General features: G+C 45.6%; 17 protein-coding genes. 10 read left to right on the top strand and 7 right to left on the bottom strand.

Going from position 1 to position 17,126, the window contains the following annotated elements:
• The 3 genes from arsC to MD535_RS09095 are packed head-to-tail and all read left to right on the top strand — an operon-like array spanning window position 1 to window position 1,357.
• On the top strand, window positions 1-351 hold the full coding sequence (gene arsC / locus MD535_RS09105) for an arsenate reductase (glutaredoxin) (protein ID WP_265674548.1): 351 nt from the start codon (window positions 1-3) through the stop codon (window positions 349-351).
• On the top strand, window positions 351-923 hold the full coding sequence (gene wrbA, locus MD535_RS09100; protein WP_265674547.1) for an NAD(P)H:quinone oxidoreductase: 573 nt from the start codon (window positions 351-353) through the stop codon (window positions 921-923). Before arsC ends, wrbA begins: the two co-directional genes overlap by 1 nt.
• 5 nt (window positions 924-928) lie before the next feature.
• Complete coding sequence (locus MD535_RS09095) at window positions 929-1,357, top strand: DUF2069 domain-containing protein (protein ID WP_265674609.1); 429 nt, start codon at window positions 929-931, stop codon at window positions 1,355-1,357.
• A 70-nt stretch (window positions 1,358-1,427) separates the two neighbouring features.
• On the opposite strand, the gene MD535_RS09090 is transcribed toward MD535_RS09095, so the two are convergent.
• Complete coding sequence (locus MD535_RS09090) at window positions 1,428-2,663, bottom strand: DUF2066 domain-containing protein (protein WP_265674546.1); 1,236 nt, start codon at window positions 2,661-2,663, stop codon at window positions 1,428-1,430.
• A 273-nt stretch (window positions 2,664-2,936) separates the two neighbouring features.
• Here MD535_RS09090 and MD535_RS09085 point away from each other — a divergent pair, with 273 nt between their 5' ends.
• Window positions 2,937-4,178 carry a uracil-xanthine permease family protein gene (locus MD535_RS09085; protein WP_265674545.1) on the top strand — a complete coding sequence of 414 codons (1,242 nt, stop codon included), beginning with the start codon at window positions 2,937-2,939 and terminating at the stop codon, window positions 4,176-4,178.
• A 101-nt stretch (window positions 4,179-4,279) separates the two neighbouring features.
• On the opposite strand, the gene upp is transcribed toward MD535_RS09085, so the two are convergent.
• Window positions 4,280-4,906 carry a uracil phosphoribosyltransferase gene (gene upp / locus MD535_RS09080; protein ID WP_265674544.1) on the bottom strand — a complete coding sequence of 209 codons (627 nt, stop codon included), beginning with the start codon at window positions 4,904-4,906 and terminating at the stop codon, window positions 4,280-4,282.
• A 243-nt stretch (window positions 4,907-5,149) separates the two neighbouring features.
• Between upp and purM the strand changes: the two genes are divergently transcribed.
• Together purM and purN are read left to right on the top strand one after the other, a co-directional pair.
• The gene (gene purM / locus MD535_RS09075) at window positions 5,150-6,190 is read left to right on the top strand and encodes a phosphoribosylformylglycinamidine cyclo-ligase (protein WP_265674543.1); all 1,041 of its coding nucleotides are present in this window, start codon (window positions 5,150-5,152) and stop codon (window positions 6,188-6,190) included.
• A 3-nt stretch (window positions 6,191-6,193) separates the two neighbouring features.
• A complete protein-coding gene (gene purN / locus MD535_RS09070; RefSeq protein WP_265674542.1) occupies window positions 6,194-6,832 on the top strand; it encodes a phosphoribosylglycinamide formyltransferase in 639 nt (212 codons plus the stop codon).
• A 135-nt stretch (window positions 6,833-6,967) separates the two neighbouring features.
• On the opposite strand, the gene MD535_RS09065 is transcribed toward purN, so the two are convergent.
• Complete coding sequence (locus tag MD535_RS09065) at window positions 6,968-7,810, bottom strand: class II glutamine amidotransferase (RefSeq protein ID WP_265674541.1); 843 nt, start codon at window positions 7,808-7,810, stop codon at window positions 6,968-6,970.
• A gap of 64 nt (window positions 7,811-7,874) precedes the next feature.
• A complete protein-coding gene (gene lpcA, locus MD535_RS09060; protein ID WP_265674540.1) occupies window positions 7,875-8,450 on the bottom strand; it encodes a D-sedoheptulose 7-phosphate isomerase in 576 nt (191 codons plus the stop codon).
• A 337-nt stretch (window positions 8,451-8,787) separates the two neighbouring features.
• Between lpcA and fadE the strand changes: the two genes are divergently transcribed.
• Window positions 8,788-11,232 carry an acyl-CoA dehydrogenase FadE gene (fadE, locus tag MD535_RS09055; RefSeq protein ID WP_265674539.1) on the top strand — a complete coding sequence of 815 codons (2,445 nt, stop codon included), beginning with the start codon at window positions 8,788-8,790 and terminating at the stop codon, window positions 11,230-11,232.
• Window positions 11,233-11,394: 162 nt separating this feature from the next.
• On the opposite strand, the gene MD535_RS09050 is transcribed toward fadE, so the two are convergent.
• Together MD535_RS09050 and dnaQ are read right to left on the bottom strand one after the other, a co-directional pair.
• Window positions 11,395-12,639 (bottom strand): TIGR03503 family protein, encoded by a 1,245-nt coding sequence (locus MD535_RS09050; RefSeq protein ID WP_265674538.1) that lies wholly within the window; start codon window positions 12,637-12,639, stop codon window positions 11,395-11,397.
• Window positions 12,640-12,648: 9 nt separating this feature from the next.
• The gene (gene dnaQ, locus MD535_RS09045) at window positions 12,649-13,389 is read right to left on the bottom strand and encodes a DNA polymerase III subunit epsilon (RefSeq protein ID WP_265674537.1); all 741 of its coding nucleotides are present in this window, start codon (window positions 13,387-13,389) and stop codon (window positions 12,649-12,651) included.
• 57 nt (window positions 13,390-13,446) lie between these two features.
• On the opposite strand from dnaQ, the gene rnhA reads away from it, so the two are divergent.
• Window positions 13,447-13,911 carry a ribonuclease HI gene (rnhA, locus tag MD535_RS09040; protein WP_265674536.1) on the top strand — a complete coding sequence of 155 codons (465 nt, stop codon included), beginning with the start codon at window positions 13,447-13,449 and terminating at the stop codon, window positions 13,909-13,911.
• On the opposite strand, the gene MD535_RS09035 is transcribed toward rnhA, so the two are convergent.
• A complete protein-coding gene (locus MD535_RS09035) occupies window positions 13,904-14,644 on the bottom strand; it encodes a class I SAM-dependent methyltransferase (protein WP_265674535.1) in 741 nt (246 codons plus the stop codon). The two genes, rnhA and MD535_RS09035, sit on opposite strands and share 8 nt — an antisense overlap.
• Window positions 14,645-14,684: 40 nt before the next feature.
• Here MD535_RS09035 and gloB point away from each other — a divergent pair, with 40 nt between their 5' ends.
• Complete coding sequence (gene gloB / locus MD535_RS09030; protein WP_265674534.1) at window positions 14,685-15,443, top strand: hydroxyacylglutathione hydrolase; 759 nt, start codon at window positions 14,685-14,687, stop codon at window positions 15,441-15,443.
• 77 nt (window positions 15,444-15,520) lie between these two features.
• The gene (locus MD535_RS09025) at window positions 15,521-17,086 is read left to right on the top strand and encodes a lytic transglycosylase (RefSeq protein WP_265674533.1); all 1,566 of its coding nucleotides are present in this window, start codon (window positions 15,521-15,523) and stop codon (window positions 17,084-17,086) included.
• Window positions 17,087-17,126: the final 40 nt, after the last annotated feature.

The following is a 17,126-nucleotide window of genomic DNA, read 5'->3' as shown; positions in this document are numbered from 1 at the left end:
ATGTCAGTCACTATTTTTCACAACCCTCGCTGTTCTAAAAGCCGCCAAACGTTAGCGCTACTGGAAGAAAAAGGCATTCAAGCCGATGTCGTGAAATACCTCGATACGCCACCTAGTGTCAGCGAGCTAAAGACACTGTTTAAACAGCTTGAGCTAGACAGTGTTCGTGCCATGATGAGAACCAAAGAAGATCTTTATAAATCACTCAATCTAGCCGATACAACAATCACTGATGAGCAATTATTTCAAGCAATGTTTGAAAACCCAAAACTTATTGAACGTCCAATTGTCGTGAGCAATGGCAAAGCCAAACACGGACGTCCACCAGAGCAAGTGCTTGAGATTATATAGTGCCTTGCCGTATTTTAGTGCTGTACTACAGCCGACACGGTAGCACTCGCCACTTAGCCCGCGCGATCGCGAGAGGAGTGGAGAGTGTCGCAGGCTGTGAGGCGATATTAAGGACGGTTGAAGAACTCAACACCACCCAAAGTGAAGCTAGTGACGCCTTCGCAACACTCAATGACTTGAAGCAATGCGACGGTCTGGCAATGGGAAGTCCAGTCTGGTTTGGTAACATGGCAGCACCATTGAAACACTTTTGGGATCAAACCTCGAGCTTGTGGATCAGTGGTTCACTTATTGATAAACCTGCCTGTGTGTTTACTTCATCATCCAGCTTACACGGCGGGCAAGAAACCGTGCAGCAGTCAATGCTACTGCCATTGTTGCACCATGGAATGCTCGTCATGGGGATCCCCTACAGCGAGCCTTTACTCCACACCACTACCTCTGGCGGCACCCCATACGGCGCCTCTCATGTTGCCAATGACAGCAACCAATTGACAGCAGAAGAAGCCACGCTATCGCTCGCACTCGGCAAGCGTTTGGCGACTATGGCACAACAACTAAAACAATCATAATGGACATGACACGATTGCAACCAAAAGTTCACTACGTTCGCTACTTTGCTCTGTTTACCAACTTAGCATTACTCACATGGGTCGTTTTATGGCACAGCACCCTTTCGCCTCACCCGCACGTTAATGCGCTTGCCATTACCGTCGCATGGGCGATTCCACTACTGCTGCCTTTACCCGGTATCCTTGCTGGTAAACCTTATACGCATGCATGGGCTAACTTCATGCTCATGCTCTATTTCTTACACGCCTTTACTTTGTTATACACCGATGAAGGTGAACGTTGGTTAGCGGCGATAGAGTTACTGCTCACGACACTCACTTTCATCGGCAATACGCTTTATGCCAGAGTCAAAGGGAAAGAAATGGGGCTAAGATTACCGCGCCTATCCAGCGTTGAGAAAAAAGAAAAAGAAACCTTTGAAAAGAAACAATAACCAATAAAAAAGGAGGCTGAGCCTCCTTTTTTATTATTTGCTGTCTGTCATTAATATGACCAACGCGACGTTAGTACAACCACTCAAATACAAGCTTAGGTTTTGAGATTAACCCCGACGCCGTTTTATCATCGCTAGCAGTCTCTGCCGAAGAGTCGGTTGTAGACGACTCTAAGCCATCAGATACATTAACATCAGAAACATTTGCACCCGCTTCATTAGGGGTTTGAAGCGTCTCTTCCGCTGATACCAATGCTGAAGTCTCTGGCAGTTGCTTCGGTTCAGCGGCTTCAAGTACCTCTTCAGCAACCTCTTCAACCACTTCAACTTTCTTAACTAAACCAAGCTTAAGTACTTCTTGCTCAAAAGAGTCGATAGAACCTAATAACGCCACACGGACGATAACATTATTGCCACGAATTTCTGCCACATCGACACGAGCCGTCGAGGCAAGTCGACCTAACGCGCGCTCTAAGGTAAAGAAAGCATCGGCGTTCGCTAGACCATTAAAAGCGACAGTTACGGTACCCGCACTGTCACCACTGACGACTGAGGTATTTTTCGATGCGTAGTAATCACTCACTTGAGCAATTACGCTTTGCGCCGCTTGCTCTCCAGATGTGCCACCGGTAATGGGAGCAATCTGTGTTTTACCCATACTAGCAGGAGATTGATCATATAAAGACCAACGTAGCTGGCGACCATCCGCTTTGATCACCATCACGGCATCAACAGGGTAACGCATCGTCGCCTGTCCTATTGAGCTAACAAAGCCACCCCATAAGTCAGTCGACTGGATACCGGTCATATCATCAAAGTCCCCAACAGGAAACGTTAATGGTAAGCCACGCTTTTTCGCCTCAGCACGCAACTGAGTCGCCATTGCAGAGTTACTATGTTCCCACGTGATGGTACGATCGTAACCATTATCTTCAACTAGCCATACCATGATGTTACTGCGCTCTGCTGGCCAAGATGTCAATTCAGCTTGTTGTAATAACACATCAATTTGATTGCTATTAAACTTCATGTTTAACGCTTGCTGACCATCAACTTGAGTATAGCCAAGCTGAGAAATATACCGAGAGCTCTGGCCCAGTGCTTTTTTAACGACACTATTTGACGCAACACTCGCGTCACCACTAGCACGCACAAGCACCTCTAGCATTCCCTGCTGACGTGCAATTTCATCGGCGTTTGGTTCTTCCGTATTCACCGCAATTTGAGTTGAGTAAATATCAACTTTAGTCAACGCATACGCTGGTAACGAACATAATCCAACCAACAACCAAGCAAAATAACGCATAGGAATCCTAAATAACAAAGATATAAGTCGGAATAATAAGCAAACATGAGGACAGGAGCAAGCAGACTGCTTCAAGGTTTGGTTAAATTATCCAAGCACAAGGCGATCTCGACACCCACAGATAGAATAGCACAGCAAGTATTGAGATATTTGTAACAATAAAGCGGATTTATTTACCAAGATCATTAAGTAATCGATTACAAAGTGATACTATCGCGCGAATTTGCCTGACTGCGGTTGGGTGTGCTTATGACTTGCTTGGAATATTAAATAATGAAAACAATTCTTCAAGGTTCGCAAATGCTGTTCGTTGCATTTGGTTCCTTAGTTCTTGTCCCTTTGCTAACAGGGCTTGACCCTAACGTTGCCCTATTTGGCGCCGGCGTTGGTACCCTTCTTTTCCAACTGATAACTAAACGCAGCGTACCCATTTTCCTTGCTTCTTCTTTTGCGTTCATCGCTCCAATCATGTTTGGTATTCAGACATGGGGCGTGGGGGCGACCATGGGGGGTCTAATGGCAGCCGGGGTGGTTTACGTCTTAATGGGCGTACTCATCAAAGTGCGCGGCGTCGCGATCATTCATAAACTACTGCCTCCCGTGGTCGTTGGTCCAGTCATTATGGTGATCGGCCTTGGCCTTGCACCTGTTGCTGTTAATATGGCGCTGGGTAAAACCAGTGACGGTAGTGTTCAGCTTATCGCAGCTGATGCATCGCTGTGGATCTCTGCTATCTCACTGCTAGTCACCGTAGGCGTGAGCGTTTTTTCTAAAGGCTTCCTTAAGCTACTTCCTATCGTGAGCGGTATCCTAGCAGGTTACATCACCAGCCTTATTTTTGGCGTGGTTGATTTTAGCCCTGTCGTTCAGGCCGCGTGGTTATCCCTTCCTAACTTTACCGCACCTGAATTCAACATCAATGCCATCCTGTTTATGCTACCAGTGGCTATTGCTCCTGCAGTAGAGCATGTCGGTGATATGCTGGCTATTTCCAATGTAACTGGAAAAGATTACCTTAAAAAACCAGGTTTACACCGCACTATCGCGGGTGACGGGGTTGCAACAATCGCAGCATCAATGATGGGCGCGCCACCTAACACCACCTATAGCGAAGTGACAGGGGCAGTAATGCTCACTAAAGCATTCAACCCTGTCATTATGACGTGGGCAGCGGTAACGGCAATTGTACTTGCGCTGGTTGGAAAACTCGGGGCAGTGCTACAAACGATTCCGGTCCCGGTTATGGGCGGCATAATGATCTTACTCTTTGGCTCAATCGCGACGGTCGGCCTCAATACATTAATTAAGAACAATGTCGACCTTCATAAGTCACGCAACCTGGTAATTGTTGCGATTACTCTGGTATTCGGTATTGGCGGTATGGCTTTTGGTATTGGCGATTTCAGCCTTCAAGGCGTGAGCTTATGTGGTATCGTCGCGATTATCTTGAATCTTGTTCTGCCTCATGACCTAGGTGAAAACAAGGTCGTTGATAACGCACAAATGGAAGACTAAAACGCTATAGACAAAAAAAAGGCTGACATGATGTCAGCCTTTTTAATCACCAATTCAATCGTAATCTAAGTAACGAATGACTTAATTATCGCCGCTCGGAATTACAGTGTACCGAAGATTTTATCACCCGCGTCACCAAGACCCGGAACAATGTAACCTTTGTCGTTCAAGCATTCATCGATAGCAGCAGTGTAAAGCTCCACCTCAGGGTGCGCTTTCTCTAGCGCTTCAATACCTTCCGGCGCTGCAACTAGTACAAGTACTTTAATCGACTTACAACCTTTCTCTTTAAGAAGATCGATAGTGGCGATCATTGAACCACCCGTTGCTAGCATTGGATCCACAACTAGCGCAATACGCTCGTCCATGTTTGATGCTAGTTTGTTAAAGTAAGGCACTGGCTCAAGTGTTTCTTCATCACGGTAAACACCAACAACACTAATACGTGCACTTGGCATATGCTCAAGAACGCCATCCATCATACCTAGACCAGCACGAAGAATTGGAACAACCGTGACTTTTTTACCTTTAATCTGATCCACTTCAACGGGACCATTCCAACCTTCAATTGTGACTTTTTCAGTCTCAAAATCTGCAGTTGCTTCATAAGTCAGCAAGCTACCAACTTCAGTCGCAAGCTCACGAAAACGCTTTGTGCTGATGTCCCCTTCGCGCATCAAACCAAGTTTGTGCTTAACAAGTGGGTGTTTAACTTCAACAACTTTCATGTCCAACTCCGGCAATTTTTACAAAACGCCAAAATTATACATGCTTTATCGGCTTATTTCAGTTGAGTTTCGTCATTAAAGGCAACTTTCCACAGAAAAGTTTGATCTAATCCTGCTTATTCTTGTTAAACCGTACCTTAAAAAATAGTTTAAATTTTCTTACGCAAACGTTTTCCTTTTTACGTAAACCCCTGTTAGAATAGCGCCGCTTTTCACTTCCAATTATTTATCGAGGACTGTCCCGTGAGCGGAAACAACACTTCCCTAAGCTATAAAGACGCTGGTGTAGACATTGATGCAGGTAACGCGTTAGTTGACCGTATTAAAGGCGCAGTTAAGCGCACTCGTCGCCCTGAAGTAATGGGAGGCATCGGTGGATTTGGTGCTTTATGTGAGCTGCCAACTAAATACAAAGAGCCTGTATTGGTTTCAGGTACTGATGGTGTCGGCACAAAACTTCGCCTTGCACTAGACCTGAAAAAACACGACACCATTGGTATCGACTTAGTCGCCATGTGTGTGAACGATCTTATCGTTCAAGGTGGTGAGCCGCTATTTTTCTTAGATTACTATGCGACAGGCAAGTTAGACGTTGATACGGCTGCAGATGTTGTTTCTGGTATTGCTGAAGGCTGTGTTCAAGCAGGCTGTGCACTCATTGGTGGTGAAACCGCTGAAATGCCTGGCATGTATGAAGGTGATGACTACGATGTTGCTGGCTTCTGTGTTGGTGTCGTAGAAAAAGCAGACATCATTGATGGCACAAAAGTGGCGGCAGGTGATGCCCTCATTGCTGTAGGTTCAAGTGGCCCGCATTCAAATGGCTACTCTTTGATCCGCAAAGTGCTTGAAGTATCAGGCGCAGACAAAAATGAAATTCTAGGTGAGCGCACCATTGGCGAGCACCTACTAGAACCAACAAAAATCTATATCAAGTCGGCATTGAAAATGATCGCAGAGCATGACATTCATGCTATTTCTCACATCACAGGCGGCGGCTTCTGGGAAAACATCCCTCGCGTACTTCCTGAAGGAACGAAAGCGGTTATCGACGGTAAGAGCTGGGAATGGCCTGCTATCTTCAACTGGCTACAAGAGAAAGGCAATGTCGAAACATTTGAAATGTACCGTACATTTAACTGTGGCGTAGGTCTTGTTGTCGCGCTTCCAAAAGAACAAGCTGACGCTGCGGTAGCTTTGCTACAAGCTGAAGGTGAAAACGCTTGGGTGATTGGTGAGATCGCAACTGCCGAAGCTGGTGAAGAGCAAGTAGAGATCAAGTAATTCATGAAGAATATCGTTGTTTTAGTTTCAGGGAATGGCACGAATTTACAAGCGATTATTGATGCTTGTGAAACGTCGATCACCAACGCAAAAGTGCGCGCTGTATTCTCGAATAAAGAATCAGCCTTTGCTTTAGAGCGGGCAAGAAAAGCCGGTGCCGAAGCTGAGTTCCTTGATCCAAAAGCCAGTGAATCACGAGAAGCCTTCGATGCCGAGCTTATGCGCCGCATTGACGTGCATAACCCTGATTTATTGGTACTCGCTGGTTACATGCGTATTTTGAGTGGTGAATTTGTGCGCCACTATATGGGGAGAATGATCAATATTCATCCTTCACTATTACCAAAATATCCAGGTCTCAATACGCATCAACGCGCCATTGATAACTGCGATGAGCATCATGGTACTAGCATCCACTTCGTCACTGAAAAGTTGGACGGTGGGCCGATCATCTTACAGGCGAAGGTGCCAGTATTTGATAACGACACGGTGGAAATTCTAGAACAACGAATTCAAACCCAAGAGCACCAAATTTACCCATTAGTCGTAAAATGGTTTGTCGAAGATCGCCTGTCTATGGATGGCAGCAAAGCGATACTTGATGGCCAAGAGCTTGGTGTTCAAGGTTACGCTGATCAATAACAAAGCACAGCTTTAACTAGCAAAATGCAGATACAAAAAAGCGAGTGTTGTTAACACTCGCTTTTTTAATGCTGCCACTATTTCAATGAACTCAATTAAGAAAACAATCAAAATTGGCATTCAATATCACTTGCGCTATAACGGCTCCGTCGGTGCCTGACTCGCGGGTTTTGCTGCCGCGTATGGAACATCCTTCAATTGCTCAGAATTGCTCAATACCAACTCACCAAAATGAAACAGGTTAAACTCTCCTGGCTTCATTCGATGCCAAGTCTCATTGCCGGTTAACGGCTGCGTAGCAATCACTGAAACCACATCATTCGGCGTGGTCTCCATTTGGAAGTTAATGGTGACATCTTCATCCAATAACGTTGCCTTACCAAAAGGCGCTTTGCGAGTAATCCAATACAGATGATTAGTACAGAATGTCATGACAAACTCACCATCACTCAGCATCATGTTATAGACACCAAACTGACGTAACTCATCGCAACACTCCGCCACATAAGCAAACATAGCCATCATATCTTGTGGCGGCTCAGGAAAACGGCTTTCCAACGTATTGAGCAACCAACAAAACGACAGTTCACTGTCCGTTTCACCGACTGGGCGATGACGTCCGGTCTTCAAACTCCGGTAATCACTCAATTGACCATTGTGTGCAAATGTCCAATAGCGTCCCCAAAGCTCTCGAGTAAAAGGGTGCGTATTTTCTAAGTTCACTTGACCACGATTGGCCTGACGAATGTGACTCACCACCGCTCGGCTTTTTATCGGGTAACTTTGCACTAACTCAGCAATCTGCGAATCACAACTCTGGTTTGGGTCTTTAAACGTTCTAAAGCCCTTCCCTTCATAGAAAGTAATTCCCCATCCATCCTTATGAGGACCTGTATTTCCGCCTCGCTGAATCAAACCAGTAAAGCTAAAACAGATGTCCGTTGGCACATTGGCGCTCATGCCAAGCAATTCACACATTACGTTCCTTATTCTCCATAACCTATTGTTCTATTGTTCTATTGTTCGCCGCTGGATACAGCAACTATTCCATTTCTTTTTCAATCAACTGAATGATGATATGGATAATTTTAATATGAATCTCTTGAATTCGATCAGCATAGCCGAAATGTGGCACACGGATTTCAATGTCCGCTAATCCGGCCATTTTTCCACCATCTTTGCCAGTCAAGGCAATGGTCGTCATGCCTTTCTCTTTTGCCGCTTCAATCGCTTTAAGAATATTACCAGAATTACCTGAGGTAGACAGACCAAACAGAACATCCCCTTTGCGCCCTACGGCTTCAACATAACGCGAAAAGACATACTCATACCCAAAGTCGTTACTCACACAAGAAAGGTGACTCACGTCAGAAATTGCAATACCGGCATAACCTGGACGGTTTTCACGATAGCGCCCTGTCAGTTCTTCAGCAAAATGCATCGCATCACAATGAGAACCGCCATTACCACAAGATAAAACCTTACCGTCTTGCTTAAACGACGCCGCTATCATTTTTGCTGCAGCTTCAATTTTTGCGATGTTATCGTCATCACTTAAAAACGCATTCAAGACATCTGCTGCTTCGCTTAATTCACTTTTAATCAGATCTTGGTACATAGGGCTCTTCTCTTTGTTGCACCGATAGGTTCGGTTGTTATCGATTAACTTGAGTGTACCTATAAATCAGAGAGACTGTCGATAGCCATCACAGTTCAATCGGCTCCACATCATCAATTTTTTATGTTAATCCATTCAAAACTTCCTCAAGACAATACTCACCATATCCTTATTCTGTGATAACCAACACTTTCAAATTTTACATTTTCGCAATAATTAGTTTACAATAACAACTGGTACGACCTCCTGCCTTTACTATTTGTACTTATAGAGAGGCGTCATAAACCCAATAACAACACCAAAAATCCAATAACTATACCCAGATAAAGGAACCATCATGGACATCTTGCTCTCTACTGTCATATTGCTCGGAGCGGTTGGCGTTAGCTTTTATCAACGTGCATCGTTAGCAAAATCTCTTTTACTTGTTTCTGCAGCTATGGCAATAGGAACACTACTTGGCACTTTTGGCTTTATTGCATGGAGTGTCTATGTGTTACTCATCGCGGTAACTTGTGTTCCAGCGATACGTCAAACACTCGTATCAGAAAAAGCACTCGCACTTTTTAAGAAAGTGCTGCCAGCGATGTCTCAAACAGAAAAAGAAGCACTCGATGCTGGTACGGTATGGTGGGAAGCTGAGTTATTCAAAGGCAAACCAAATTGGCAAACGCTGCAACACATCAGCGCACCTAAGCTGAGTCAAGAAGAGCAAGATTTTTTAGATGGGCCAGTCAACGAAGTCTGTGCGATGGTCAACGATTATCAAGTCACTCACGAACTTGCCGATCTTCCTGCCGACGTTTGGCAGTACCTAAAAGATCATAAATTTTTCGCCATGATCATTAAGAAACAATACGGTGGGTTAGAATTTTCCGCTTACGCTCAATCACTGGTACTACAAAAACTAACCGGTGTATCCAGCGTCCTATCCTCTACCGTTGGTGTCCCTAATTCACTGGGTCCAGGTGAATTATTGCAACATTATGGAACTGAAGAACAAAAAGATTATTACTTGCCTCGTCTCGCTGTCGGCAAAGAAATTCCATGCTTTGCATTAACAAGTCCAGAGGCTGGCTCCGATGCAGGATCTATCCCTGACTTTGGCGTTGTGTGCAAGGGTCAATGGGAAGGTAAAGAAGTCTTGGGGATGAATCTCACATGGAACAAGCGCTATATCACATTAGCCCCCGTGGCAACGGTTCTAGGGTTGGCTTTTAAGCTTAGAGATCCCGATGGTCTAATTGGAGACAAAACTGATTTAGGGATCACCTGTGCGCTGATCCCTACCGACCTTAAAGGTGTGGAAATCGGTAATCGTCATTTCCCATTAAATCTGCCGTTCCAAAATGGTCCGACTAAAGCGCAGTCTCTTTTCGTTCCTCTCGATTTCATCATTGGGGGGCCTAAGATGGCCGGTCAAGGCTGGCGCATGTTAGTTGAGTGTCTGTCAGTCGGTCGTGGTATTACCCTGCCTTCAAACTCCACTGGTGGCATCAAAACAGCGGCATTAGCGACAGGAGCCTACGCACGTATCCGTCGTCAATTTAAACAGCCTATCGGCCATATGGAAGGGATTGAAGAGCCATTAGCACGTATTGCAGGTAATGCTTACGTGATGGACGCGGCAAGCAGTCTAACGGTCACAGGTATCGATTTGGGTGAAAAACCATCGGTGATTTCTGCCATTGTTAAGTACCACTGTACGCACCGAGGTCAGCGCGCCATTATCGATGCAATGGACATTGTTGGCGGTAAAGGCGTCTGTCTTGGTCCATCAAACTTCCTGGCACGAGGCTACCAAGGTGCACCAATTGCGATTACCGTAGAAGGCGCGAATATCCTGACACGTTCAATGATCATTTACGGGCAAGGTGCGATTCGTTGTCACCCTTATGTCCTAAAAGAAATGGAAGCCGCCTACTCAACGCAGGGCAGCGCCGTCTCAAACTTTGACCGAGCGCTAGCTGGACACGTGTCATTTGCCATTAGTAACTTCATTCGCAGTTTGTGGTTAGGAATGACCGATGGTCGTGGTTCAGATACCCCTCATAAAGATGCCACAAAACGATACTATCAACAGCTTAACCGTTACAGTGCCAACCTTGCCTTGCTATCAGACGTCTCGATGGCAGTGCTAGGCGGCTCACTAAAACGCAAAGAACGCCTCTCTGCTCGTCTCGGTGATATTTTGAGCCAATTGTATTTGAGCACGGCAGCACTTAAACGTTTTGATAACGAAGGTCGTCAAAGTGAAGACCTACCATTGATGCACTGGGGTCTACAAGATAGTTTGAAACAAACCGAACAAGCTTTGGACGACTTTTTAACCAACTTCCCAAATAAAACTATTGGTCGCTTGTTACGCGTTGTGGTTTTACCGTTTGGCACGGTGAGAGTCGCCCCGTCGGATAAACTCGATAGCCAGGTGGCGCGAATCCTTCAAACGCCTTGCGGTGCACGTAGCCGCCTTGGCCGCGGTCAATACTTAGAACCGACGGAGTTTAACCCTGCTGGTCGTATTGAACTTGCTTTAGAAGTGGTATTAAAAGCCGAACCTATTTTCAATAAAATATGCAAAGAGTTAGGTCAACGTCGCCCATTCACGAACCTCGATAGCGTCGCTGAAATCGGTTTAGAAAAAGGCATTATTGGCCAAGACGAAGCGATGGTATTAAAAACAGCGGAAGCTCATCGTCTCTATACCATTAATGTCGACGACTTCGCATCAGAGGAACTCGCAGCAAAGCCAGTCTATCCAGCCATGGAGGAAGTGGCATAAACCGCGATAGAGAGGAAGTTGAAGATAGAGGTTTAGTTGAAGATAGGGGTTAGTTGAAGATAGAGATTAGCCTAGTTTCATAATCATAATAAAATGCCAACCACACGGTTGGCATTTTTTGTTCCATACACCACGGAGTCGACCGCAGCGCGCCCTTACCGGTTAGCTTGGCATCTTCAGCTGCATTTCAGGGGTCACCGCACGTATTGCCCGTTTTCGTCTGACAATCCACCATACCAACGCACCCACCAGCAGCAATACCGTATTACCAACCACAATCGCAATAAGCGCACGCTGTTTTACCTCTGCTCGATGTTGCGCGATTTGCGCTTCTTGCTGTGCTTTCTTCTTCGCTTCTCGAGCTGCCTCTTGCAATTCTTGTGCTTTGTTCAGGTCAATCGCTCCCACCACACTAAATGAGCGACTAGGTAAATCAAAGACGAGCTCGCGCTCTGTCACCGCCTCATCGGCATAAACATGCCCAGACCAATGATAGGTTCCCACTTCATTAAGATCGGTAAACAGTGACGTCACTTCCATCTCACTGCCATCCGCTTGAGCTTGCACAACCTGCTCACTCTCACTAGGAGAGATCAACTCAATTGATGTCGCCAAACTGCCAGCTTCGATAGTGGCCGCTTCCCCACGCAGTAATAGTTGATGAGGAGAGTTTTCATCACCTTGTATAAAGCGAGTGACAAACGGGGTCGGATAGACAAACACCTCTTGCTCTAACGCCCGAAGAAATACACCATTACCCGTGGTAATTCGCACATTATACTTACCCGGCTCGATGGTAATAGGAAGTTCAACGGTAAAGATACCATCTCCAGAACGCTCATCGAGCCTAGCACCATCATCGAAAAACTCACCGATAACAATAGGAATAGGTGTTACTTTGGAGTCCTTGGCCTCTTGCTCCTCAAGGTAGCGTGTCATGACCACTTTTAAATTCACATGAGTCAGAATGCTGTCGATAATAAGCGGCGCCCCATCACTGAGAAGACGAGCAGTAAATTTCACCTTTTCACCTTGGTACAGGCGCTCAGGCAGGGTTTGCGCTTTTAACGACAGCTTAGAGACTAGTTGGATATTATTCTTCGGCGTGACTTTACCAATGGCTTGCCAAGGACCAGGCATCGGACGTTCAATCGTCACAATATCGGCGGTAGGCTCTTCAATCCAATGCACGTTGGCAGGGTGTTTCCAAGCATAGTATTTTCTGCCATCAGGGCGAACTAAAGTGACCGGACGAGAATTATCTTTGCGATAAACAAGAAACGTAATTCGCTCGACGGTTTCGTCCACGCGAAATCGGTTATCCAAAAATGACATAGCAGACTCATTGGCCATCGCTGTCCCAATGAGCGTCAACCACAGACTAAACGCTATGAAAATCCTCTGCATGCCTTTCTCCTACTGACGCCACAAACAGTTACCGCCTTTTGCTACGATATCCAAGCGCGAATTATGTGCTTCTATTTCATCGGCCGTTGCATGCAAAACCTTTAGCGCTTTTCGTCCTGTCGTTAATCTTTTGATCATTTCTGAGTCCGAGTCCCCAGATTGGCTAGCATTAAACTGTAAGTGCGTCTGCCCACCTGTCATGGCTAAATAAACGTCAGCAAGAATTTCCGCATCGAGTAAAGCGCCGTGCAATATACGTGCAGAGGTGTCGATGGTGTAATGCTTCGCTAAGGAATCAAGGTTTTTCCTGGCGGGCATGTTGGCCATACGCTTTGCCATTGCCAAGGTATCGGTAACCTTGCAATGATCTTCCGTTTTGCCAATGCTCGTATCCACCATGGAAAACTCAAGGTCCATGAAGCCCACATCGAAGGGCGCGTTGTGAGCCACCAGCTCAGCACCAGCAATGAATTCAAGAAATTCTGCATGGATTTGCTTATATTCTGGTTTGTCTAATAAGAATTCGTCCGTAATACCGTGAACGGCAATCGCATCAGGCTGGATCAGACGATCGGGCTTGATATAAACGTGGAAGTGCCTTCCGGTGAACTTTCGATTGATGATCTCAACCGCACCAATTTCTATAATTCGATGCCCTAGGTAGTGAGGACCACCTTCACGGTTCATACCCGTCGTTTCCGTATCGAGTACGATGATTCTGCGTTGTTCTGAATTGAGACTGGTATTCATGATGTTTTGTATGTCAGACTATAGAAATAAAGTTACAGACCTACATAGTATCAAATCATGGCGAAACAGGTTGAAATTTTCACGGACGGATCTTGCTTAGGTAATCCTGGACCTGGCGGGTATGGCATCGTACTGCGCTATAAACAAACTGAAAAAAAATTATCCAAAGGCTATCAGCTCACAACCAACAATCGCATGGAGATGATGGCGACCATCGTGGCACTTAAAACACTCAAAGAGCCGTGCAATGTCATTCTTACCACCGATAGTCAGTATGTACGTCAAGGCATTACACAGTGGATTCACAACTGGAAAAAGCGCGGTTGGAAAACCGCCGACAAGAAACCCGTGAAAAATGCCGACCTTTGGAAAGCGCTAGATGAAGAGACCGCGCGCCATTCTGTCGATTGGCGCTGGGTCAAAGGGCACGCTGGCCACCGCGAAAATGAAATGTGTGATGAACTGGCAAGACATGGGGCTGAAAACCCGACCGAAGACGATGTAGGCTATCAGCCTAGTTAGCCTTGCGTTTATCGGCGGTTCGATAATTCAAGCTCACCGGCGTGAGCTTTTTCTTTAACTGCCAATGCGGCTTTATTGGTTTCAGCGGATACGTCCGCTTTCGAGCAACAATGAAGTACAAACTCCCCATCGGTGAAGCCCAGTCTCCCACACTACTCTCTAACCATGTCCACATCGTACGATGTCGCTTCATCGGAAACAGCGCGTAAGTGTCAGCGTGGATCACCTGATAGTTAAGTACACTTAACCAATCACGAATTCGATTGGGCGTAAACATACGTCCACTCCATGGAAAGTTGTTGCGTCTCCAAGGCATCAAGCTCGCAAGCCCGGTAAAACTAATCGGATTAAACCCGGTGATAATAAGATAACCATCATCGATCATCACGCGGTCAACCTCGCGCAATAAGCGATGGGGATCATCACAGTACTCAAGTTGGTGAGCAAGAATCACCGCATCAAAACTTTTTTCTAAGAAAGGTAAGTCATAACGATCAGCGATCACATTGTGCAGTGGGTTTTTAGCGTCTAAATTAACTTGATGCTGTATATTGCAGTTACAGCTTGTCAACTCACAGCTTAAGCCACCGAGTTTAAGCATATGATAACCAAAAAGCTTTGGGCACCACTCATCCAAACGAGTCTGAATAGATTCAGAAACCCATTGACCGTTGGCAAGTTCTTCCCAAGAATGGGGATGGTCGAGCTTTTTCTTGCTGCGTGCTGGCTTCATATTTTCGCGCTCTCTCTCAAAGTGAATTGGAGAAACAACAATGTTACATATCAAAAGCATACCCGCATTTAATGATAATTACATCTGGCTGATTCAAAATAACCAGAAGTTGTGCGCTGTTGTCGATCCTGGTGACGCAGAACCCGTCATTGCCTATTTAGAAAAAAATCAGCTCGAACTCACCACCATCATGATTACCCATCATCACTGGGATCATATTAATGGTATTGAAGCACTCGTCACCAAGTACCCTAATCTCACCGTAATAGGCCCAGAAAACGACGCTATTCCGTACTTAACGCATCAAGTCTCCGAAGGACACCGCATTCACTTATTTGGTGAAGAATTCTTAGTCTTAGATTTACCAGGGCATACCCTCGACCACATTGGCTATGTTGGCGACGCAAAACTATTTTGTGGTGATGTGTTATTTTCAGCCGGGTGTGGTCGAATTTTTGAAGGCACACCGGAGCAAATGTTCAACTCTTTACAAAAACTCACGTTACTGCCAGAAGAAACTGACGTGTACTGCACTCATGAGTACACGCTAAGTAATCTTGCCTTCGCCATGGCGATTGAGCCTCATAATGCTTTTCTTCATGACTATCGAGAGCAAGCCAATAAGAAACGAGTGCAAGGCATTCCGACCCTACCCACTTCTATTTCCATCGAAAAACGCATCAATCCATTCTTGCGAACCCAGCAAATAGAAGTGATGAAATCCGTTGCAAATAGAACCATCAACAACGATCCTGTGTCTACTTTTACCGCATTGCGTGAGTGGAAAAACGAATTTTAACGTTTTCCTGCTTGTATTGGCACCAACCGTATTAGTATTATGCACGACCGTTCAAGTAACCGTTTGTAGTAAAGAGTATGCATAAGAAAATCAGTTGGGCCTTAGCCCTGTTGCTGGCTGGGTGTCAAATGACTCAGCCAGATTCAAGCAGTAACACAACAGAGCCGACCAACTCTCCTTCAGAAACAGCCAAAACTACAACCACTACACCTGTTTCTGTTGAGCCTGCTGTCGCGGAACCTAAAGCCCTTACCCCACAGCAACAAGAAGATGTGTGGAAGCGTATTGCGATGCAGCTGAAAATGCCAACGCCAGACCACGCTAAAGTCGATTACTATCGCCAGTGGTACATCAAGCACCCAAGTCACCTAAAAACGGTTTCACAACGCGCTCAGCCATTCCTTTATTTAATTACCGAGGAAATTGAAAAGCGTGGGCTGCCTTTAGAGTTAGCACTGCTACCTGTCGTTGAAAGTTCGTTTGATGCCTTTGCTTATTCACATGGCAGTGCCGCAGGCTTATGGCAATTCGTCCCCGCAACAGGCAAAGCATTCGGACTAGAGCAAACCTATTGGTATGACGGACGAAGAGACGTCACCGCCTCGACAACCGCAGCATTAGACTTCCTAACGCAACTTAATAAACGTTTTGATGGTAACTGGCATCATGCTATCGCGGCTTATAATAGTGGTGGTGGACGTGTAAACAGCGCCATTCGTAAAAACAAAAAACTCAACAAACCTACTGATTTCTTCTCGCTTGATCTCCCGAAAGAGACCAGCAGCTATGTGCCTAAATTACTTGCGCTAGCTGACGTACTCGCCAATCAAGAAAAGTACGGTCTCAACATCCCTGCGATCCCAAACCAACCAGCATTACAGTTGATCGATCCAGAAGAGCAGCTCGATTTAGCCATCGCGGCAAAATATGCTGGTATTTCAGTGAAAGAATTGCAAGGTTATAACCCTGCCTATAACCAATGGGCGACGGCACCATCAGGGCCACAATCGTTACTACTGCCAATAGCAAGTGTTGAGCAATTCCAAGAAGAATTAGAGAAAAACCGCGGAAAAGGCATGCGCCTGGTACGTTATAAGGTTCAATCTGGGGATTCGTTAAGCGTGATTGCACAAAAACATCAAACCACGACCAAAGTCATTCAAAAAGCGAACGGATTAAGAAATAACAACATTCGCGCTGGCCAGTATTTACTGGTCCCGACTTCAACGAAAAATGATGACATCTACGCGTTAAGTGCCTCTAACCGCCTAGCAAAGACACAGTCAACATCTCGTGGTAATTACAAGATCACCCATAAAGTCGCCAGTGGTGATAGTTTGTGGTCGATTGCAAAAGCCAACAAAGTGTCTCATCAATCGTTAGCAAAATGGAACGGCATGGGACCAAGAGATACCCTTCGTATTGGGCAAGAAATTGTCATTTGGAAAGACCAGTCAAATGGTGCCATCATTCGAACGGTATTTTATTCGGTGAGAAGTGGCGATACCGTCAGCGGCATTGCGCATAAATTTAATGTTCGCACTAATGACGTCGTCAAATGGAATAGTCTTGAAAAACAGCGATACTTAAAGCCTGGCCAAAAACTCAAGCTTTATGTTGATGTCACTAAAACCAGTGCTTAATCGCTTAATCTTACAAAGATAAGTCATCACTATTACTAAA

The organism is Vibrio qingdaonensis, from assembly GCF_026191675.1.
Lineage (GTDB): Bacteria > Pseudomonadota > Gammaproteobacteria > Enterobacterales > Vibrionaceae > Vibrio > Vibrio qingdaonensis.
This window is presented reverse-complemented; position numbering and strand designations above follow the sequence as displayed.